This window comes from Jatrophihabitans sp. (assembly GCF_051960575.1).
Lineage (GTDB): Bacteria > Actinomycetota > Actinomycetes > Mycobacteriales > Jatrophihabitantaceae > JBQCEE01.
Map to the genome: position 1 here is coordinate 1 of NZ_JBQCEE010000078.1, position 18,966 is coordinate 18,966.

General features: G+C 73.6%; 19 protein-coding genes and 2 pseudogenes. 8 read left to right on the top strand and 13 right to left on the bottom strand.

From position 1 onward, the window contains the following. The 5 genes from ACTHMS_RS03985 to zwf all read right to left on the bottom strand — a co-directional run. Positions 1-1,250: citrate synthase (locus tag ACTHMS_RS03985; RefSeq protein ID WP_440305393.1), on the bottom strand; the 1,250-nt coding region annotated here is incomplete at its 3' end. An 84-nt stretch (positions 1,251-1,334) separates the two neighbouring features. Further along, positions 1,335-1,724 (bottom strand): PaaI family thioesterase, encoded by a 390-nt coding sequence (locus ACTHMS_RS03990; protein ID WP_440305375.1) that lies wholly within the window; start codon positions 1,722-1,724, stop codon positions 1,335-1,337. Positions 1,725-1,871: 147 nt separating this feature from the next. After that, complete coding sequence (locus tag ACTHMS_RS03995; protein ID WP_440305376.1) at positions 1,872-2,516, bottom strand: response regulator; 645 nt, start codon at positions 2,514-2,516, stop codon at positions 1,872-1,874. Continuing rightward, a complete protein-coding gene (gene macS, locus ACTHMS_RS04000; RefSeq protein WP_440305377.1) occupies positions 2,513-3,661 on the bottom strand; it encodes a MacS family sensor histidine kinase in 1,149 nt (382 codons plus the stop codon). Before macS ends, ACTHMS_RS03995 begins: the two co-directional genes overlap by 4 nt. Next, entirely contained in the window at positions 3,651-5,138 is a 1,488-nt protein-coding gene (zwf, locus tag ACTHMS_RS04005) for a glucose-6-phosphate dehydrogenase (RefSeq protein ID WP_440305378.1), read from the bottom strand. The genes macS and zwf overlap by 11 nt, the downstream gene beginning before the upstream one ends. Positions 5,139-5,244: 106 nt before the next feature. Here zwf and ACTHMS_RS04010 point away from each other — a divergent pair, with 106 nt between their 5' ends. Beyond that, a complete protein-coding gene (locus ACTHMS_RS04010) occupies positions 5,245-7,356 on the top strand; it encodes a hypothetical protein (RefSeq protein WP_440305379.1) in 2,112 nt (703 codons plus the stop codon). Positions 7,357-7,451: 95 nt separating this feature from the next. Here ACTHMS_RS04010 and ACTHMS_RS04015 read toward each other — a convergent pair whose 3' ends face one another. After that, complete coding sequence (locus ACTHMS_RS04015; RefSeq protein ID WP_440305380.1) at positions 7,452-8,948, bottom strand: potassium/proton antiporter; 1,497 nt, start codon at positions 8,946-8,948, stop codon at positions 7,452-7,454. A 17-nt stretch (positions 8,949-8,965) separates the two neighbouring features. On the opposite strand from ACTHMS_RS04015, the gene ACTHMS_RS04020 reads away from it, so the two are divergent. Both ACTHMS_RS04020 and ACTHMS_RS04025 read left to right on the top strand, forming a co-directional pair. Further along, complete coding sequence (locus ACTHMS_RS04020; RefSeq protein ID WP_440305381.1) at positions 8,966-9,619, top strand: potassium channel family protein; 654 nt, start codon at positions 8,966-8,968, stop codon at positions 9,617-9,619. A 76-nt stretch (positions 9,620-9,695) separates the two neighbouring features. Next, complete coding sequence (locus ACTHMS_RS04025) at positions 9,696-9,896, top strand: DUF3072 domain-containing protein (RefSeq protein WP_440305382.1); 201 nt, start codon at positions 9,696-9,698, stop codon at positions 9,894-9,896. Positions 9,897-9,923: 27 nt separating this feature from the next. On the opposite strand, the gene ACTHMS_RS04030 is transcribed toward ACTHMS_RS04025, so the two are convergent. After that, positions 9,924-10,541, bottom strand: a complete 618-nt coding sequence (locus ACTHMS_RS04030; protein ID WP_440305383.1) for an SGNH/GDSL hydrolase family protein — start codon at positions 10,539-10,541, stop codon at positions 9,924-9,926. A gap of 75 nt (positions 10,542-10,616) precedes the next feature. Between ACTHMS_RS04030 and ACTHMS_RS04035 the strand changes: the two genes are divergently transcribed. Next, positions 10,617-10,787, top strand: a complete 171-nt coding sequence (locus tag ACTHMS_RS04035) for a hypothetical protein (RefSeq protein ID WP_440305384.1) — start codon at positions 10,617-10,619, stop codon at positions 10,785-10,787. A 10-nt stretch (positions 10,788-10,797) separates the two neighbouring features. Here the strand turns inward: ACTHMS_RS04035 and ACTHMS_RS04040 are convergent. Then, positions 10,798-11,630: pseudogene (locus ACTHMS_RS04040) on the bottom strand (DUF2382 domain-containing protein). A gap of 220 nt (positions 11,631-11,850) precedes the next feature. Here ACTHMS_RS04040 and ACTHMS_RS04045 point away from each other — a divergent pair. Next, positions 11,851-12,084 (top strand): annotated as a pseudogene (locus ACTHMS_RS04045) (LLM class flavin-dependent oxidoreductase); the annotation flags it as partial. Positions 12,085-12,289: 205 nt separating this feature from the next. Beyond that, positions 12,290-12,961 (top strand): hypothetical protein, encoded by a 672-nt coding sequence (locus tag ACTHMS_RS04050; RefSeq protein ID WP_440305385.1) that lies wholly within the window; start codon positions 12,290-12,292, stop codon positions 12,959-12,961. A gap of 52 nt (positions 12,962-13,013) precedes the next feature. On the opposite strand, the gene ACTHMS_RS04055 is transcribed toward ACTHMS_RS04050, so the two are convergent. Further along, on the bottom strand, positions 13,014-13,172 hold the full coding sequence (locus tag ACTHMS_RS04055) for a hypothetical protein (RefSeq protein WP_440305386.1): 159 nt from the start codon (positions 13,170-13,172) through the stop codon (positions 13,014-13,016). Between the two features lie 161 nt (positions 13,173-13,333). Between ACTHMS_RS04055 and ggt the strand changes: the two genes are divergently transcribed. Beyond that, entirely contained in the window at positions 13,334-15,166 is a 1,833-nt protein-coding gene (gene ggt, locus ACTHMS_RS04060) for a gamma-glutamyltransferase (protein ID WP_440305387.1), read from the top strand. Positions 15,167-15,169: 3 nt separating this feature from the next. On the opposite strand, the gene ACTHMS_RS04065 is transcribed toward ggt, so the two are convergent. Both ACTHMS_RS04065 and ACTHMS_RS04070 read right to left on the bottom strand, forming a co-directional pair. Beyond that, complete coding sequence (locus ACTHMS_RS04065) at positions 15,170-15,946, bottom strand: thioesterase family protein (RefSeq protein WP_440305388.1); 777 nt, start codon at positions 15,944-15,946, stop codon at positions 15,170-15,172. 110 nt (positions 15,947-16,056) lie between these two features. Continuing rightward, the gene (locus tag ACTHMS_RS04070) at positions 16,057-16,644 is read right to left on the bottom strand and encodes a hypothetical protein (protein ID WP_440305389.1); all 588 of its coding nucleotides are present in this window, start codon (positions 16,642-16,644) and stop codon (positions 16,057-16,059) included. A 202-nt stretch (positions 16,645-16,846) separates the two neighbouring features. Here ACTHMS_RS04070 and ACTHMS_RS04075 point away from each other — a divergent pair, with 202 nt between their 5' ends. Then, positions 16,847-17,302, top strand: a complete 456-nt coding sequence (locus ACTHMS_RS04075; protein ID WP_440305390.1) for a hypothetical protein — start codon at positions 16,847-16,849, stop codon at positions 17,300-17,302. A 15-nt stretch (positions 17,303-17,317) separates the two neighbouring features. On the opposite strand, the gene ACTHMS_RS04080 is transcribed toward ACTHMS_RS04075, so the two are convergent. After that, on the bottom strand, positions 17,318-18,718 hold the full coding sequence (locus tag ACTHMS_RS04080; protein ID WP_440305391.1) for an ATP-binding protein: 1,401 nt from the start codon (positions 18,716-18,718) through the stop codon (positions 17,318-17,320). Further along, positions 18,715-18,966: winged helix-turn-helix domain-containing protein (locus tag ACTHMS_RS04085; RefSeq protein ID WP_440305392.1), on the bottom strand; the 252-nt coding region annotated here is incomplete at its 5' end. The genes ACTHMS_RS04080 and ACTHMS_RS04085, both read right to left, overlap by 4 nt.

The following is an 18,966-nucleotide window of genomic DNA, read 5'->3' on the forward strand; positions in this document are numbered from 1 at the left end:
TAGTCGCGGCGCGGCGCACCCGTGTAGAGCTGCTGCGGGCGGCCGATCTTCGTGTGCGTGTCGCTGCTCGCCTCGCGCCACTGCGCCAGCCAGCCGGGCAGTCGCCCGATCGCGAACAGCACCGTGAACATGCGGGTCGGGAAGCCCATCGCCTTGTAGATGACGCCGGTGTAGAAGTCGACGTTCGGGTAGAGCTTGCGCTCGACGAAGTAGTCGTCGGACAGGGCGACCTGCTCGAGCTCCATGGCCAGGTCGAGCAGCTGGTCGCGCTTGCCGAGCAGCTGCAGCACCTCGTCCGCCGACGCCTTCACGATCGCCGCGCGCGGGTCGTAGTTCTTGTAGACGCGGTGGCCGAAGCCCATGAGCTTGACCCCGTCCTCCTTGTTCTTGACCTTGCGCACGAACTCGGCGACGTCGCCGCCGGCGTCGCGGATCGACTCGAGCATCTCGAGCACCGACTGGTTCGCGCCGCCGTGCAGCGGGCCGAACAGCGCGTTGATGCCGGCCGACACCGAGGCGAACAGGTTGGCCTGGGACGAACCCACCAGCCGCACCGTCGAGGTCGAGCAGTTCTGCTCGTGGTCGGCGTGCAGGATGAACAGCTTGTCGAGCGCCCGGACGACGCGGGGGTCGACCTCGTACGGCTCGACGGGCAGGCCGAAGGTCATGCGCAGGAAGTTCTCGACGAGGCCGAGGGAGTTGTCCGGGTACAGGAACGCCTGCCCGACGCTGCGCTTGTACGCCCAGGCCGCGATCGTCGGCAGCTTGGCGAGCAGGCGGTAGGTGGCGAGCTCGAAGTCCTGCTGGCTCACCGGCTGCAGCAGGCTCGGGTAGAAGGTCGACAGCGCCGAGACGCCGGACGACAGCACCGGCATCGGGTGCGCGTCGGCCGGGAAGCCCTCGAAGAAGCGCTTCATGTCCTCGTGCAGCAGCGTGTGCCGGCGGATGTTGCCCTCGAAGTCGGCCAGCTGGTCGGCCGTCGGCAGCTCGCCGTTGATGAGCAGGTAGCTCGTCTCGAGGAAGGTCGAGTGCTCGGCCAGCTCGGCGATGTCGTAGCCGCGGTAGCGCAGGATGCCCGCGTCGCCGTCGATGTAGGTGATCGCGGACGAGCAGGACGCGGTGTTCGCGAAGCCGGGGTCGTAGGTGACCACGCCGGTCTTGGCCAGCAGCTTGCTGATGTCCGCGGCGGCCGAGCCCTCCGTCGCCGTCCGGATCGGTGCCTCGAGCGGGTCGTGCTCGGGGACGGTGATGACGGCCGGGGCGGTGTCGGACACGGCGGTGGCTCCTTCGCTCTCGATGGTTCGAACCCTACTGGTGTGCTCGGACGGCGCCAGTCAGTCGCGCTTGGCCAGGTTCTGCAGCCGGACCTCGCCGCGGGCGACCAGCCGGCCCTCGTCGTCGGTGATCTCGACCAGCCACAGCTGCTGCAGTCCGCCGCGGTGGATCGGCGTGGCCGTGGCGGTCAACTGGCCCTCGCGCACGGCCCGCAGGAAGTCGGTGTGGTTCGAGACGCCGACGACCTGGCCGCGCTCGCCGTACCAGGTGGCAGCGCCGACGCTCGCGGCCGTCTCGACCGCCGAGCAGTACACGCCGCCGTGAACGATCCCGTACGGCTGGTGCAGCGCCGGGGTCACCGGCCACGTCATCACGACCCGGTCGGCGGTGATCTCGGTGAAGGCCATGCCGAGCGTGTCGACGAGGCCGGACGTCAGCGGGTCGGTCATGAGATCGAACGTAGTGGTGGCGCCGGCGGGCGGGGCTGACGGGTTCGTCACGTGCCTGCACCGCCCGTCCACGCGATGATCTCGGGGAAACCCGGGTCGGAACCGGGGTTTCCCCGAGATCATCGCGGTCGGGGGAGTCGAGTACTGCTACTCGGTCATGCCCTGCTCGATCGCCCAGCGGGTGAGCTCGACCTTGTTGTGCAGCTGCAGCTTGCGCAACGTGTTCTGCACGTGGTTCTGCACCGTTCGGTGCGAGACGACGAGCCGGTCGGCGATCTGCTTGGCCGTCAGCCCCTTCGCGACCAGCCGCAGCACCTCGGTCTCGCGCTCGGTGAGCACCGGGGTGTCGGGTGCTGCGGCGGGGACGGTCGACAGCCGCCGGTACTCGCCGAGCACGAGCGCGGCGAGGCCGGGGGAGAAGACCGCCTCGCCCGCCGCCGTGCGCGTGACCGCGTCGAGCAGCTCGGCGCTGGACGCGGACTTGACCAGGTACCCCCGGGCGCCGGCCTTCGCCGCGGCCAGCACGTCGGCGTCCTCGCCCGAGCTGGAGAGCATGAGCACCCGGATCGTCGGGTCGGCGGTGACGAGCGCGGCCGTCGCCTCGACGCCGCTCAGCCCCGGCAGCTGCAGGTCCATCAGCACGACGTCAGGGCGCACCGCGGGCGCCACCCGCACGGCCGTCTCGCCATCGCCGACGGCGGCCACCACCTCGAACCCGCCGGCGGCGAGGTCGCGCTCGACTGCGTCGCGCCAGATGGGATGGTCGTCGACGAGCATCACCCGGTCGGTCATGTGCGGGCCTCCACCGGCGCGACGAGGGGCACCTCGATCTCGACCTCGGTGCCGTCGGCGTCACCGCGCACCTCGGCGTGCCCGCCGAGCTCGCGGGCCCGGCCCTGGATCGAGCGGGCGACCCCGAAGCGTCCCTGCGCGGCGGCCTCGGCCAACCGCTCGGGGGTCACGCCGACCCCGTCGTCGCGCACCGTGACGCAGAGCCGGTCGCCGAGCACCTCGAGCAGCACCCAGGCGTGCACGGCGGACCCGGCGTGCTGCGTGACGTTGTGCAGCGCCGCCTCGACCATCGCCACCACCTCGGTGGTGCGCTCGGGAGTCAGCGCCACGTCGTCCGGGGGCAGCGAGACGGTGACCCGCTCGGAGCGCAGGGCCGCGAGCGCGACGGCGAGGCTGCCGCCGCCCGGTGCGGGCAGCGCGCGCGAGGTGATGAGCGCCCGCAGGGCCGACTCCTGCGTGGCGGCCGCCTCGGCGAGGTCGGCCCACTCGCCGCCGGCGGCCAGTCCCTTGCGGTGCACCAGGCCGAGCACCTGCAGCACGCCGTCGTGGATCGAGCGGGCCAGCTTCTCGCGCTCGGCAGCGGCCGAGGCCTCGGCGACGGCGGCGGCCAGCGCGAGCTCGGCCCGGCGCGTGCGCGTCGCCAGGTAGCCCGCGACCGCACCGACGATCAGCAGCAGCGCGCCGTTGGCGAGGGTGTTGCCGTCGTAGCCCTCGCGCACCACCACGCTCGCCGCGAACTGGACGACGGCGGCGAGCACGCCGCCGAGCCAGCCGGTCACGAAGCCCACCCCGACCACTGCGCCGGCCGCCCAGACGGTGGTGAGGGTCGGCATGCCGCCGTGCAACTGGGCCGGGGTCTGCGCCGCGAGCGTCCCCAAGGTGAGCAGCACGCTCACGACGAGGTCGGCGAGGACGACGCCGTGGCGGTGGGCGCGTCCGGCGAGGGCCAGGGACAAGACGACGGCGGTGACGACGACGATCGCCGCCGCCACCGACCACGCCACCCAGGCGTGGGCGTACAGGTGCCGCCAGCGCACGATGCGGTAGAGGCACAGCGCCGCGGCGATGAGCCGGAACCCGACGGCCGCCCGCCACAGCGACAGGCGCACCCCACCGACGGGCGCGCCCGGCGGGTCAGAGCTCACGCCACGCCCGTCCGTCGCGCGCCAGCAGCTCACCGGCTTCGCGGGGGCCCCAGGTCGCCGCCTGGTAGAGCGGGATCGGGTCGTCGTCGGCCGCCCACGCCTGCAGGATCGGGTCGACGATCTTCCACGACCGGCCCACCTCGTCGGCGCGGATGAACAGCGTTGGGTCGCCACGCAGGGCGTCCAGGATCACCCGCTCGTACGCCTCGGGGTAGTGCTCCTCGAAGCCGGCCCCGTAGCTGAATTCCATCTCGGCCTTGCGCACCTCGAAGGCGAGCCCGGGCACCTTGGCGCCGAAGCGGATCGACAGCTTCTCGTCCGGCTGCACCTGCACGATGAGGGCGTCCGGGTCGAGCATCGAGGCGCTCTCGGGGAACAGCGGCAGCTGTGGCGGCTTCTGGAACTGGATCGCCACCTCGGTGATCCGGCGCGGCAGCCGCTTGCCGGTGCGGATGTAGATCGGGACGCCGGCCCAGCGCCAGTTGTCGATCAGCAGCCGCAGTGCCACGAAGGTCTCGACATTCGACAGCGGGTCGACGCCGGGCTCGCCGCGGTAGCCGTCCATGATGTCCTCGCGCGTGCCGCCGCGGGTGTACTGGCCGCGCACGGCGTTGGCGGCGATGTCGACCGGCGACTCCCAGACGCGCACCGCCCGCAGCAGCTTCACCTTCTCGTCGCGGATCGCCTCGGGGTGGAACGAGGTCGGCGGCTCCATCAGGAACAGCGACAGGATCTGCAGCACGTGGTTCTGCACGATGTCGCGCATCGCGCCCGCGGTCTCGTAGAAGCCGCCGCGCTCGCCGACGCCGAGGGTCTCGGCGACGGTGATCTGCACGTGGTCGACCCAGTTGCGGTTCCAGATCGGCTCGAAGATCGAGTTGGCGAAGCGCAGTGCCAGCAGGTTCTGGACGGTGTCCTTGGCCAGGTAGTGGTCGATGCGGAAGATGTCGTCCTCGGCGAACGCAGAGTTCAGGTCGACGTAGAGGTCCTTCGCGCTCTGCTCGTCCCACCCGAACGGCTTCTCGATCACCGCGCGCGCCCGTCCGCCGCGCGCACCCTCGCTGAGCCCGCTCTTGCCGAGCATGAGGGCGATGGACGCGAACAGCTTGGGCGGGGTCGAGAAGTAGTACACGTAGTTGCCCGACGTGCCGAGCGACTCGTCGCACTCGGCCAGCACGCCGCGCAGGCGCTCGTAGGTGCCGGCGTCGTCGTAGCCGCCGTGCACGTAGCGCGCGTGGGCGACGACCTGCTGCCACTGCTCGCTGACGGGCTCGCCGTCGCGCGCGGCGGCCCGCGCACAGAGGTCACGGAAGGCGTCGTCCGACATCTCGGTGCGCGCCACGCCGACGAGCGCGAAGTGGTCCGGCAGCCGGTCGAAGGTGGCGAGGCGCTCGATCGCCGGCAGCAGTTTGCGGGCGGTCAGGTCGCCGGACGCGCCGAAGATCACGAGGACGCAGGGTGGTGGAGCGTCGGACATCAGGGTCTCCTCATCGCCGCTGCGCCGAGCGTATCGGCGGGAATGGCACGATCGACTGGTGACGGCGCGGGATCTTGGGCGTGGCTGCGCCCGCACCAGGACCCCGGTGGCGTGGTTGCTGCTGGTGGTGCTGGGCGGCTGGCTGCTGGTCGCCGCACCGGCGTTCGCCGCGGGCGGCACGTGGGGTGTGGCCAAGGCGTCCTACACCGACGGCGTCGTCTGCACCCAGGGCCAGGTGACCTCGCCGCTCGCCTCGTGGGACTTCGGCGACGGCGCACCGGACTTCATCACCACCGCGGTCAGCTCCGACGGCACCACCGACAGCGCCCAGCTGCCGCAGGCGTCGGTGGCGGGCCGCGGCGTGGCCCCGCTCGCGCCCGGCGAACTCGGGTTCGCGTCCGCGGCCGACATCGCCACCTATGCCGCGCTGCTCTCGCAGCACGCGGGTGACCGGGCCGCGACCGTCGCTCGCGCCGTGCTCGACCGCACCGATCCCGGGGGTGCGCCCTCGTGCGTCGACCCGGGCACGGCGAGCGCCCTCGTCGCGCAGGCGGCCGCCGCGGCCGGACCGTACCGGCTGAAGCTGAGCAGCTCGACCCGCCGCGCCGTGCCCGGCACGACCTACCGGCTCACCGTGCAGGTGACCGGCGCCGGCGGCCCCGCCGCGGGTGTCGACGTCACGCTCGACGCCGGCAGCGACATCTTCGGCGGCGCCGCGCGGACCACCGTGACGACCGGTGGCGACGGCAGCGCCGCCGTCGACTACGCGGTGCCCAGCGGCACCGTCCCCAGCATCGACGTCCGGGCGACCGCCTCGGTCGCGGTCGGGCTCGAGGTCGTGACGGCCCCGCCCGGCACGGTCGGCGCGATCTTCGCCGACCCGCCGCAGGACTTCACGGCCGACACGGTGGTCGCGGTCGACCAGCGGGCCGACCCGCACCTCGCCGTGGCGTCGTCGAGCCAGGCCGGCGTGGTGCAGAGCCCCGTGCGGCTCAGCCTCGACGTCACCGGCATGCGCGGCCACTCGGGCCAGGCCTCGGTGCAGGTGACGGGGCCGACCCGCCTGCGGGGCAACGCCCTGTGCCCGCAGCCCGCGGCACCCCCCGCCGCCGGGCCGAGTGCGGCGCCGCAGGTGGCGACGGCCGCCGGGCCGGTGGCCTTCACCTCGGCCGAGCTCGACGTGACCGGCGACGGCACGGTCGACGCCGGCACCTGGACGCCCACCCAGGCCGGCTGTTACGCCGTCACCGCGACGATCACGACCACCGACGCCGTGCCCCAGGCGACGGCGCGCGCACCGGCGACGGCCCTCACCGTGCTCGACACGGTCAGCAGCTTCAGCGCCGGCCGCGACGTGATCGGGCCGGGGCCGCTGGGCGGGCGACTCACGCTCGCCCGCAGCCACTCGCTCAGCGGCACGGCGACGATCACCGTGCGCGGCCCCGCGACACCGCCGAGCGGCGACTGCTCGGCCGTCGACTGGTCGTCGAAGCCGCCCCGCACCGTGGTCTCGGCGCGCGTCGGCGGCGACCGCGCGTACCAGGTCACGAGCGCGGCGCTCACGGACACCGGCTGCTACCAGCTCGGCGGCGCGGTCGCCCTCGACCTGCCCGGGGGCACCCACGCGCAGGTGCCGATCGCGCTCGCGGGCAGCCAGGTCGTCTACGTGCTGCGTCCGACGCTGCAGGTCAGTGCCGACCGAACGTGGACCGAGACGCCCACCGGGGTGCCCGCCCATGTCACCGTCAGCGGCACCTATGGGCAGGGCGGCACCGTGCAGGTCGCCCTGGTGCGCGCGCCGGTGGGTGCCGACGGGTGCGCGGGGGTGTCGTTCGCCCGGGCCCCCGCCGGTGCCCCGGGGCCTGCGAGCGGATTCACCGGCGACGGTGCCGTCGAGGTCACCTCGGCGCCGGCGCCCGCGAGCGGCTGCTACTCCCTGGTGCCGCAGCTGCGGATGAACGGCAATCCGGCCGTCACCGCGGTCGGGGCTGCGGGTGCACCCGACGCGACGGTCATGGCCGGCGTCCCGTTGGGCGCCCTCGCCGACGCCGGTCCGCCGCCCCGCTCGCTCGAGCGGCCCACGGCCCTCACGGTCTGGCCACCCCTGGTCGTCTTCGTGGTCCTGCTCGCCGGCATCGCCGCGGGTGCCGTGCGCATCGCCGCGGGCGCCCGGAACACCACCCGCCCCCCGCTGCCCGGCGTCGGCTTCTTCGACTGACCCGGCCGCGCGCTCGTCGACCGTCATGGCGACGGCGGGTCGGGCCCCGCTCTGACCATCAAGATCCGGTGGGACGGGGTGCGGCGGCGCCGTGCTCAGTCGGGCTCGCCGTACTCGTCGAACCAGTGGGCGAGGGGTCCGCGTCGGCTGACTGCGCGCAGCCGCCGCTCGGTGGCCTCGCGGGTGAGCCGGGTGGTGACGACGAGGATCTCGTCGCCCACGCGCAGCGCGGTGTCCTGGTCGGGCACGAAGGTGCGGCCCTCGCGGATCACCAGGGTGATCACGCTCGGCTCGGGCAGGCGCAGCTCGAGCACCGAGACGCCGTTGAGCTCGCTGTGCCGCGGCACGGTCATGGTCAGCAGCTCCGCGTCCAGGACGTCGAGCGGTGCCGTCTCGACCAGCACCTGCCGGGTGCTCTCGCGCGGGGCGATCCGCAACGCCTTCGCGAGCGGCCCGAGGCTCGGGCCCTGGACGAGGGTGAACAGCACCACGAGGACGAAGACGATGTTGAGCACGCGGTGGCTCGACGGCACGCCCTCGACCACCGGGAAGGTGGCCAGCACGATCGGGACGGCGCCGCGCAGCCCCGCCCACGAGACGAAGGCCTGTTGCCACAGGGGCACGCGGAACGGCAGCAGGCTGACGAGCACCGAGAGCGGACGTGCGAGCAGCAGCAGCACCGCGCCCGCGACGAGCGCCGGGCCGAGCTCGCCGGGCAGTTCGTGCGGGGCGACGAGCAGGCCGAGCAGCACGAACAGGCCGATCTGCGCGAGCCAGCCGATGCCCTCGGCGAACGAGGCGGTGGCCGCGCGGTGGGGGAGTCCGGCGTTGGCGAGCACCAGCGCGGCGAGGTATGCGGCGAGGAAGCCGCTCGCGTGCACGCTGCCGGCCGCGGCGAACGCGAGCACGCCGAGTCCGAAGACCGCGATCGGGTAGAGCCCGGACGCGGGCAGCGCCAGCCGTTGCAGACCGAAGGCGCCGACGCGGCCCAGCACCAACCCGATGCCGGCGCCGGCGGCGAGCTCGTAGACGAGATCGCCGAGCAGCTCCTCACCCGACACGTGGAACGGCACGCTGCTGAACAGCAGCACGAGGATGACCGACGGCGCGTCGTTGAACCCCGACTCGGCCTCGAGCAGGCCGACCACCCGTCTGGGCAGTTGCAGCGTCCGCAGGATCGAGAAGACCGCAGCGGCGTCGGTCGACGACACGATCGCCCCGAGCAGCAGCGACAGCTGCCATGACAGGCCGAGCAGCCAGTGCACCCCGAGCGCCGTCACCACGCTGCTGACGCCGACGCCGACCGTCGCCAGCACACCGGCGGGCGCGAGTTGGGCGCGGACGTCGGCCCACCGGGTCGCCAGACCGCCCTCGATGAGGATCACGGCGAGCGCGGCGGTGCCGAGGTCCTGGGCGAGTCGGGCGTCGCTGAAGTGGATGCCGATGACGTCCTCGCCGAGCAGCACGCCGACACCGAGGAACAGCAGCAGGCTCGGCAGACCGACCCCGGCGGCCAGGCGGGTGGCCCCGATGCTGGCCAGCACGACGAGCCCCCCGACGACCAGGGCGAGGTACAGCTCGTGCAACGTCAAGCGCCTAGGCTACCGGGATGAGGGTGGCGGTGGTCGGGGCCGGCTCGGTGGGCCGCTCGATCGCCGGCGAGCTGCTCGCCGACGGCCACCGGGTGCTCATCATCGAGCGGCTGCGCCGCAAGTTCCGTCCGGAGCTCACGCCGGCGGCCGACTGGATGCTCGCGGACGCGTGCGAGCTCGGCACCGTCGACCGCGCGGGCATCGCGCTGTGCGACGCGGTGGTGGCGGCGACCGGCGATGACAAGGCGAACCTCGTCTTCAGCCTGTTGGCCAAGACGCAGTGCGGTGTGCCCCGAGTCGTGGCCCGGGTGAACGACGCGGGCAACCGCTGGCTGTTCGGCCCGCAGTGGGGGGTGGATGTCGCGGTGTCGACGCCGTCGGCCCTCGTGTCGCTCGTCGAGGAGGCGGTGACGGTCGGCGACCTGGTCGAGCTGATGACGCTGCAGCAGGGGCAGGGGACGATCGTCGCGGTCACCGTTGCGGCCGGCAGCCGGCTCGACGGCAGCGACCTCGCAGGTCTCGGCCTGCCCGACGGCGCGGTGGTGGTCGGCGTGCGGCGCGACGGCGGCGTGCTCGTGCCCGGGCCGACGCTCGTGCTGCAGGCCGGCGACGAACTCGTGCTCGCCGCGTCGGCCGGTGCCGAGGACGGGCTGCGCGAACGGCTCCGCTGATTGAGCGGGCGGCCCGCGGGGTAGGACTGCATCGAACGGAAGTTCGACCAGTGAGACCCAGTGACAGGAGTGCACCGTGAGCACGCAGGACACCTCCCGCCCCGCCGAGCGACCGGTCGACGAGTGGGTGACCGGCGACGAGCCGATGACCGGGCCGCAGGAGTCGTACCTGCACACCCTCGCCCGCGAGGCCGGAGAGGAGCCGCCCGCGGACCTCTCGAAGGCCGACGCGAGCAAGGAGATCGAACGCCTGCAGTCCGAGACCGGGCGGGGCTGACCCCGCCCGGGCGGGCGGCCGGCGGGGTCAGGCGGCGAGCACCTCGTCCGCCGCGGCCCGCACCGCCGGCAGCAGCGTCTCGGCGATGAGCGCGTACCCCGCGCTCGACGGGTGGAACTGGTCGGCCGAGAAGAGCGTGCGGTCCTTCGCGAAGCGGTGCGCCGCCGTGCCCTCGACATCGGCCACGCGTGCCCCGTGCGCGAGCGCGGCGCGGGTCTGCGCCTGCCGGAGCGCGGCGCTGCCCTGCCGCACCAGCCCGCGGAACTGCACCGGCACCCACGGCACGGCGCTGAGGTCGGGCGCCGGTGCGACCACGACGCGCGTGCCGCCACCGGTCAGGGCGGCGACCGCGTCGCCGAGCTGCCGGGCGGCGACGTCGGGCGGGACGAAGTGGGTCAGGTCGTTCGCGCCGATGATCACCACGGCGAGCTGCGGCCCGTCGGGCAGCGCCCGGCGCACCTGGCCGGCGAGCGCGTCGCTGCGAGCGCCCGGCACGGCGACGACCCGCACCGTGACGCTGATCCCGTCCGCGTGCAGCGCGGCCGCGAGTCGCGGGCCGACGGCGTGGTCGGGCCGGGCCGCGCCCTGCCCGTACGCGATCGAGTCGCCGAGCACGGCGAGTCGCAGCGATGCGCCGGTGCTCATGCTCATGATGATGTGATCAACGACCGATGGGACAGGGTGGTTCCGCGGGGTTCGTCCACGACCGCTGGAGACGCCGTGCTCATCCGCTGCACCTGCATCCACCGACCGGCGTCGGCCGACGAGCGCGCGGCCGGACTGGCCGCCCTCGTCGTCGAGACAGCGGATCCGTGGTGCCCTGCGGCCGCGGCCCACGCCCGGGCCCAGGCCGCGGCGCACGGACCGAGGCCCGTGCGCCGCGAGGGGTGAGTGCCGCGGGTCAGACGGTGCCCCGGTTGCCCGAGGTGCCGTCGCCGTCGACGTCGATCTGCTCCTTGCGCACCTGCTCGTCGACCGTCGCCTGGTCGGTGACGGTCTCGGTGCCGAGCCGCACGCGCTCGACCGGCACGGTCTCTTTGCCGACCACGGGACGTTCGGCGTGCAGCGTGACCTCGTGCTCCTCCTCCGACAGGTCGGGGCCGTCGAGGGCCTGACCGACGTTGGCGTCGGTGATCGGCTCGCGCTCGACGCGGAGCTCCTCGTGCGAGACCGGCACCGTCTGCGTCACGTGCTCGGTGACGATGTACTTGCGCAGGCGCGCGCGTCCCGTGGCTACCTGCTCGGTGCCGATGTGCAGCTGCTCCTCCGACCGCGTCATCGCGTCGTCGTGTTCGGCCCGGACGTGTCGTGCCCGACAGCGCCCGTCGTCCCGCCGGCGTACCCGGCGGTGTCTGTTGTGTCTGCGGTGTCGGCGAACCCGCCGGTGCCGGTCGTGTCGGCGGTGCCCGCCGTCCCGGTGGTGCCGAGCAGTCCCTCGTAGTAGCGCGAGATCTCGGCCTGCTGCTGCTCGTCGATGTGCCCGTCGTCGTCGATGTTCGGGGCGCCCTTCACCTGGTCCTTCGTCACGGCGAGCACCAGGTTGTCGCCGTCGTGCTGTGCGCCCCGCAGCGGCGCGAAGCTCTCCTTCGTGCCGAACAGGCCGGTGCTGACGGTCACCCAGGTCGGCTCACCGGTGCGGTCGTCGAGGTAGACCTGGCCGATCTTGCCGATCTTGTCGCCCTGCTGGTCGACGGCGGTCGTGCCCATGATGCGTTCTGGTGCAAGCGAGGTCATCGGAGGATGCCTTCCGTTCGTGAGTGCGGGCCGCCGGTTGCGGTCCGTCCGGATGCTCACGGCGGGGCTACCTTGATCAAGATCACTGCAAACCCCCGGCGGCGCCGCGCGGCAACAAATGTCCGGGCCCGTGACGGATCAGCCCTCGGCGGTCAGAACGGCGCGAAAAGATCTTGTGCGCTCAACCGCCGCGGCGGAGAGGTTCTGGGACGCTGGCCGCATGCCACCGTCCGGCGTCCCGTTGCAACGACTCGGGTTCCTCACCATCGGCCTGTTCGACCCGCAGCACCCGGCCGCGGGTCACGAGCAGACCCTGCAGGTGATCGAGCTCGGCGAGCGTCTCGGCTTCGACAGTGCCTGGCTGCGGCACCGGCACTTCCAGTTCGGCATCTCCTCTCCCGTGGCCGTGCTGGCAGCGGCGAGTCAGCGCACCGGTCGCATCGAACTCGGCACCCTTCACCTTCGCGCCGGACGACTATGTGCAGATGCTCACCGACATGGCCGAGCGCCTCGGCCCCGCGCTGGGCTGGCGACCGGGGGGTACGCCGGCGTCAGCGGACGCCTGATCGATCCGGCGGCTCCGTGCCCGCGTGTATCACGACGCGGTCGACGGCCTCCTCGGTACCGTGCCGTCAACTGCCCGCAGACCGGAGAGCCCCATGCCGTCCACCGCCGTCCGTCGTGCCCGGTTCGCCGGCCCGGTCGCGTCCGCCGTCTCCGTCCTGGCGGTGCTCGCGGGCGCCCTGCTCGCGCCGGTGTCCGCCGGTGCCACCGTGCCGCCGACCCAGCGCGTCATCGTCCGTCCGGTGACCGCTGCCCACGTGCCGGCCGCGGGCTTCAGTGCGGTGACCACGAGCGACGGCATCTTCTGCAGCGGGCACGAGGCGTCACCCGCCGCGGTCGACGCGAACATCCTCGAGTGCTCGCCGAGCGCCGCGTACGCGCCCGCGTGCTGGCATGCCGCCCGGCCGCGCTACGCGCTGTGCCTGCGCGACGCCCGCAGCCACACCCTGTACCGCCTGCCCTTGGTGGACGGCTTCGGTTCGGCCGCGCCGCTGCACGACCGTTCGCCGCTCGACCTGGTGCTGCGCAACGGCACTGCCTGCCAGCTGCGGATCGGCGGCGCGGGCGGCCAGTTGGTCGGGCACCCGAACCTCTTCGCCACCTACTACTGCTCCGACGGCTCGGCCGTGTGGGCGGGCATCACCGCGTACCACTCGGGCATCGACGAGTCGCACCCGGTCTGGACCGTCCGCACCGGCAGGCCCGGCACGTCGACGCTGACCACGCGTCTCGTCGCGAGGGCCTACCTCGTCGGCACCGCGGCCTGAGGCCGCCCGAGACGGGGCCGCGCCGTCCGAACGGACGGCGCGGCCGCTCGCATCAGGCGGCGATGGCGCCCGCCCGCTTCGCGGCCCGCTCGGCCAGCTTGGCCGCCGAGTAGCCGCCCTTGGTCTTGCCGGGGTGCACCTTCGCGGCCTTCGGCGCCTTCGCGGCCGGCTCGACCGGGGCGGACGACTTCGACGACTTCTTGGCGGCCATGCGGCGCTCCTTCGTGGGTGGGTGGCACGGCCCCTCGCCGGTCCGCCGAGGTGATCGGCACCGGGTGCGGCGAGTTGAGCGGGCGCGGCCGGGTGGTGTGACGAAACGGTCGAAAGGGGTAGAACGGGTGCGCCTGCGTCGCCGTGTCGAGGAGCCCAGCCATGCGCCGTCGTCCCGTGTCCGTCGTCCTCACCGGCCTGGTCGTCGCCGGCGCCGCCGTCGCTGCAGGTCCGGTGGCGGCCTCGGCCGCCACGCCACCGCCGAAGCAGGCGGTCGCCCGCGGCTACGGCGGCGCCGTCGTCAGTGACACGACCGAGTCGACCGCCGCGGGGATCGCGGTGCTGCGGCAGGGCGGCACGGCCGCCGACGCCGCCGTCGCGGTGGCCGCGACCCTGGGGGTCACCGACCCGTACGTCGCGGGGATCGGCGGCGGCGGCTACTTCCTGTACTACGACGCCCGTCGGCACCGTGTCGTCACCATCGACGGCCGCGAGACCACCCCCGCCGCCGACGGCCCGACGATGTTCCTGGACGCGAACGGCACCCCGCTGTCGTTCCCGACCGCGGTCACCAGCGGCCTGTCGGTGGGCGTGCCGGGCAACCTCGCGACCTGGCAGCGGGCCCTGCAGCGCTGGGGACGCTTCAGCCTGGGCCACGACCTGCAGCCGGCGATCGCCGTCGCGCGCAACGGCTTCGTCGTCGACGCCACCTTCCGCGAGCTCACCCGCGAGAACCAGGCCCGCTTCGCGCAGTTCTCGTCCACCCGCGACCTGTTCCTGCCCGGCGGCGCGCTGCCGGAGGTGGGTTCGACGTTCCGCAACCCCGATCTCGCCGCCACGTACCAGCAGATCGCCCGTCAGGGCACGACCGCGTTCTACGGCGGTGCCATCGGACGCGACGTGGTGAACGCCGTGCACCACCTGCCGCTCGCGCCGGGCGCGACGCTCAAGCCGATCCCCGGCCCGATGACCCTCGCCGACCTGCGGGCGTACCGCGCGATCGACCGCGCGCCGACCCGGTCGACCTACCGCGGGTACGAGATCGACGGCATGGCGCCGTCATCCAGCGGCGGCATCACGGTGGGCGAGTCACTCGACATCCTCGGGCGCTTCGACCTACGGCACATGAGCCGTGTGCAGGCGCTGCACCACTACCTCGAGGCCACCCGGCTCGCCTTCGCCGACCGCAACCGCTACGTGGGCGACTCGTCGTACGTGCGGGTGCCGCAGCGCACGTTGCTGTCCGACCGGTTCGCGCGGCAGCGGGCCTGCCTGATCGACCCTGCGCACGCGCTCGCCAGCCCGGTCGCGCCGGGCAGCCTCACCGGGTCGGGCGCGTGCCGGCCGGCGACGGCGAGGACCACCCCCGGCAACGAGGGCGCCCACACCAACCACTTCGTCGTCAGCGACCGGTGGGGCGACGTCGTCTCCTACACGAACACCATCGAGGAGCTCGGCGGCAGCGGCATCGTCGTGCCCGGCCGCGGCTTCCTGTTGAACAACGAGCTCACCGACTTCAACTTCGCGCCGACACAGGGCAGCGCGCCCGACCCGAACCTCCCGGCGGCCGGCAAGCGCCCGCGCTCGAGCATGTCGCCGACGATCGTGCTGCGGCACGGGCGTCCGTTCCTCGCCGTCGGCTCACCCGGTGGCGCCTCGATCATCACGACCGTCGTACAGATCCTGGTGAACCGGATCGACCTCGGGTACTCGTTGCCCGCTGCCATCGCGGCACCCCGGGCCTCGCAGCGCAACAGTGCGACGACGCAGGCCGAACCGGCGTTCCTCGCCGAGCCGACGACGCCCGGGCTCGAAGCACTCGGGCAGAAGTTCGCCGTGAGCTCGACGTCGCCGCTCGACCCGTCGATCAGCATCCCGCCGACGATCGGTGTGGCGTCCGGGCTCGAGTTCGAGCGGCACGGCCTGGTGCTCGCGGCGGGTGAGCCGGTGCGGCGCGGCGGCAGCGCGGCCGCGGTGGTGCACCCGGCCCGGTGAGGGTCAGGCGGGCGACGGGCGCACGGTCAGGATCTGCGCCGAGGTGCCGATCGGCCCGCGCCGGTCGTGCAGCACGCTGCTGGTGACGCCCAGCCCGGACGCGCCGAAGCTGACGGTCGTGTCGAAGCCGAGCCACTCGCCCGACGGCACGCCGAACAGGTGCGCCGTCAGGTCGAGGTTCGGGAACGCCACCGAGCGGGGGTCGGCGCGCACGGTCATGCCGTTGGCGATGTCGATCAGCCCGGCCAGCCGGGCGACCGGACTCACCGGTTCGTCCGCGAGCAGGGGCTCGGCCGTGCGCACCCAGAAGACCGCCCGCCCGGGCGCGACCTGCCGACGCCGCACCTCGGCCGACGCGATGAAGCCGCCCGGCCACACGGTGGTCGGGTCCCACGGCTCGAGCTCGTCCGCCGGCGGGATCCGCGGCAGGTCGCTGCCGCGCTGGGCGGCGGTGTCCGAGGGCTGCTGCAGCCAGGCCCGCAACCGCACGACCGCGCGGCCGGCGTGCGACAGCACGGCCTCGACTAGTTCGATGGTGCGGCCCGGGCGCAGCACCTCGACCGTGGTCGAGACGACGTCGACGGGGACGGTGCCGAGGATGTCGTAGGACAGCCGGCCGAGCACCAGGTCGGCGCCGCGGCGCTCGTCGCGGTCACGCTCGACCTCGTGCGCGAGCAGCCCGAGCGCAGGGGCGATGTGCTGCTCGTCGATGCTCCATGCGCCACCGACGTGGGCCGTCGCCCGGAACCGGTTCGCCGAGAGTCGCGCGAAGTACGCCACCCCTCGACCTTGCCATGCAGCGGGCCGCCCCACGCCCGGGGTGGGGGACCGCGGACGCGGGGCGGCGCTGGTGCGGGGCCACCGGGTGCGGGCCCGGTGGCCCCCTGCGATCAGGCCGGCAGCGGGTGGTGCGTGCGACGGGTGTGGTGGTCGAACACCTCGACCTCGTCGGTCACGCGGCGCGCGTGCCACAGACCGAGGCCGCCGAGCACCGCCATCAGGCCGGCACCGATGTACGCAGCGATCGCGGCGACGCCGGCGATCGTGCCCATCTTCCAGAAGGCGTAGGCGTTCAGCAGCAGCCCACGCAGCGTCTCGCCCTTGAACATCGTGGCGACCTGCTCCTGCAGCTTGGTGTCGGTCGGGTTCGCGATCGCCTGCGCGCTGAGCTCGGCGTAGGTCTTGCCACCGCCGATCGCCTTGAGGTGCACGGCGATGAAGTGGTCGGCGTAGGTCTCGGCCTGGTCGCCGGTGGTGAGCTGCTGACCGGCGTACTGGCGCATCGCCGCGAACTCCGGGGCCTTGATCGCGTCGCTGCCGGCGGGCGGGAAGAAGATCCGCTGTGCGGCCAGCTGGTCGTGCACCTCGTTCTGCGTGAACGTGTGCGCCCAGGTGAGCAGGCCCCCGGCCACCAGCAGGATCACGGCGAGGCCGATGCCGACCAGCCCGGCAATCAGGTCGAACGTGCGTCGTCTCATCGTCGTCTCCTCGTGGGCGACGGGCCGCGCCGACCGCGGCTGCTGCGTCGTTCCCCCTCGGCGCCAGCGTCCTGCGGCGGCGGCGCGGGGCACACGGGCCGATCGGGGCGACGGTGGCCCGGAGTCGTCCCGGGCCGTCCCCGAACACGACGCTGACATTTCCCTGGTCCACGCTGCACATCGGCGAGGCAGGCTGGTTCACATGATCACCAAATTCATCGCGGGGGGCGTCGCCGCCGCCGCCGTCGGCATCACCGGCGCGACCCTCACCGCCTCGGCCACCCCGTCGACCACACCGGGCACCCCGTCGGGCGCGCCCAAGGCGTCTGCCTCGGCCAAGCACCACCACGGTGACGTGCTCAAGCGCCTCGCCCGTCGCGCCGTGCACGGGCAGGTCGTCACCGAGAACAAGCAGGGCCAGTTCGTCACCCACACCTTCGACCGGGGCACGGTCGCAGCCGTGAGCGCCTCGTCGATCGAGGTGCACACGGCCGACGGCACGACGCAGACCTTCACGGTCACGTCGGCCACGCACGTGCGCCGTCAGGGCAGCGGCAAGACGACGATCTCGACGGTGAAGTCGGGCGACAAGGTCGTCGTCACCGGTGTCGGTACGGGCACCCCGACCGCGCGGCTGGTGTTCGAGCTCCGCTCCTGAGCGGCCTGGGGGAGGTCAGGGCACCGGAAGGCGGATCGTGAACGCCGCGCCGCCCTCCGGTGCCCGCCCGGCCGCGATGGTGCCACCGAGCCGGGTGACGAGGCGATGCACGATCGCCAGCCCGAGACCCGTGCCGACCTGACGCACGCCGCGGTAGCGGCGGTGCAGTTCGCCCTGGCGGAAGGCGACGGTCACGTCGTCGTCGGTGAGCCCGGGACCGCCGTCGCGCACCTCGACGACGGCGGTCATCCGCTGGGCACCCGCTTCGTTGCGGGTGGCGAGCACGATCGGCGCGCCCGCCGGGGTGACGCGCAGCGCGTTCTCGACGAGGCCGTCGAGGGCCTGCCGCAGGCGCCCGGGGTCGGTGTCGACGACGAGCGCGCCGCCGCCGTGCTCCCGGCGTAGCAGCACGCCGACCTGCGCGCACCGCTCCGTCCACGCGTTCGCCGCCGCATCGACCAGCGCGGTGAGGTCGACCCGGCTCACCTCGACCCGCACGTCCTGCGCGTCGAGCCGGGCGAGGTCGAGCAGGTCGGCCACCATGCGCTGCAGCCGCCGCGTCTCGTCGAGCATCACGGCACCGACCGCGGCCGCCTCCTCGCCCGGCACGACACCGTCGGCGAGCGACTCGGCGTACCCCGAGATCGCGGTGAGCGGCGTGCGCAGGTCGTGCGACACGCTCAGCAGGAAGTCGCGCTGCCGGCCCTCCGACGATCGCAGCGCGGACGCCAGCACATTGATCGCCTCGCCGACCTCGGCGACCTCGGCGGGCCCCTCGACCGGCACCGAGACGTCGCGGGCACCGTCGGCGAGGGCGTGGGCGGCGCGGGCGGTGCGCCGCAGCGGACGGCTGAGCCGGGCCGCGACGGCCAGCCCGAGCCCGGCCGCGACGACGCCACCGATGAGCAGACCGAGCAGGATGCGGCGGATCGCCCGGCGGTCGGCCGACACCGCGTCGTCCCGGCGCTGCACGAGGAAGACACCGCCGCTGCGGGCGGGGCGCCCCTCGACGAGCACGGACGAGGTGGCGCGGTCGACGTCGTGACCGGCCAGCACCCGGTCGATGTCTGTGGGCGTCACCGAGTTCGTGACCAGCGGTGCGGACGCGGTGAGCGTGCCGCCGGTGTCGAGCTCGCCGATCCGGATCTTCAGGCCGTTCAGCGCTGCCCGGAGCCGCAGCTGCGCCCGGGCGGGTCGGTCGGCGACGGTCTGCGCGACGTCGGCGAGCCGCCGCAGCGCCGTGCGCGCCGGCTCGTCGCCCGCCGCGCGGATCAATCCGATGGAGAGCGCGCCCGAGACGGTCGCCGTCAGCACCGCCACCGCCACCCCGAGCAGCGCGATGCGCACCGAGAGCCGGGCGCGGCGCCGGGAACGTGTGGCGGGCTCACCGGGTGCGACGGTCGGGGCGGTGGTCACGGTCGGGTGACCGGTTCCTCGGCCGAGTAGCCGACGCCCCGGACGGTGCGCAGCGGGCTCGCGGCGCCAAGCTTTGCGCGGAGCTGCGCAATATGGACGTCGACAGTGCGTGTGCCCGCGACCGCGCCGTAACCCCAGACCTCGCTCAGCAGTTGCTCGCGGGTGAAGACCCGTCCCGGTCGGCGCAGGAGGTGTGCGAGCAGGTCGAACTCGGTCGCGGTCAGCGGCACCTCGACGCCGTCGGCGTA

What these genes read in the sequence shown, in the direction of transcription:
- ACTHMS_RS04055 (WP_440305386.1), bottom strand. Translation starts at nt 13,172, where the DNA reads ATGGCCGCCAAGAAGTCGTCGAAGTCGTCCGCCCCGGTCGAGCCGGCC.
- ggt (WP_440305387.1), top strand. Translation starts at nt 13,334, where the DNA reads ATGCGCCGTCGTCCCGTGTCCGTCGTCCTCACCGGCCTGGTCGTCGCC.
- ACTHMS_RS04020 (WP_440305381.1), top strand. Translation starts at nt 8,966, where the DNA reads ATGAGGGTGGCGGTGGTCGGGGCCGGCTCGGTGGGCCGCTCGATCGCC.
- zwf (WP_440305378.1), bottom strand. Translation starts at nt 5,138, where the DNA reads ATGTCCGACGCTCCACCACCCTGCGTCCTCGTGATCTTCGGCGCGTCC.
- ACTHMS_RS04075 (WP_440305390.1), top strand. Translation starts at nt 16,847, where the DNA reads ATGATCACCAAATTCATCGCGGGGGGCGTCGCCGCCGCCGCCGTCGGC.
- ACTHMS_RS04070 (WP_440305389.1), bottom strand. Translation starts at nt 16,644, where the DNA reads ATGAGACGACGCACGTTCGACCTGATTGCCGGGCTGGTCGGCATCGGC.
- ACTHMS_RS04030 (WP_440305383.1), bottom strand. Translation starts at nt 10,541, where the DNA reads ATGAGCACCGGCGCATCGCTGCGACTCGCCGTGCTCGGCGACTCGATC.
- ACTHMS_RS03995 (WP_440305376.1), bottom strand. Translation starts at nt 2,516, where the DNA reads ATGACCGACCGGGTGATGCTCGTCGACGACCATCCCATCTGGCGCGAC.
- ACTHMS_RS04050 (WP_440305385.1), top strand. Translation starts at nt 12,290, where the DNA reads ATGCCGTCCACCGCCGTCCGTCGTGCCCGGTTCGCCGGCCCGGTCGCG.
- ACTHMS_RS03990 (WP_440305375.1), bottom strand. Translation starts at nt 1,724, where the DNA reads ATGACCGACCCGCTGACGTCCGGCCTCGTCGACACGCTCGGCATGGCC.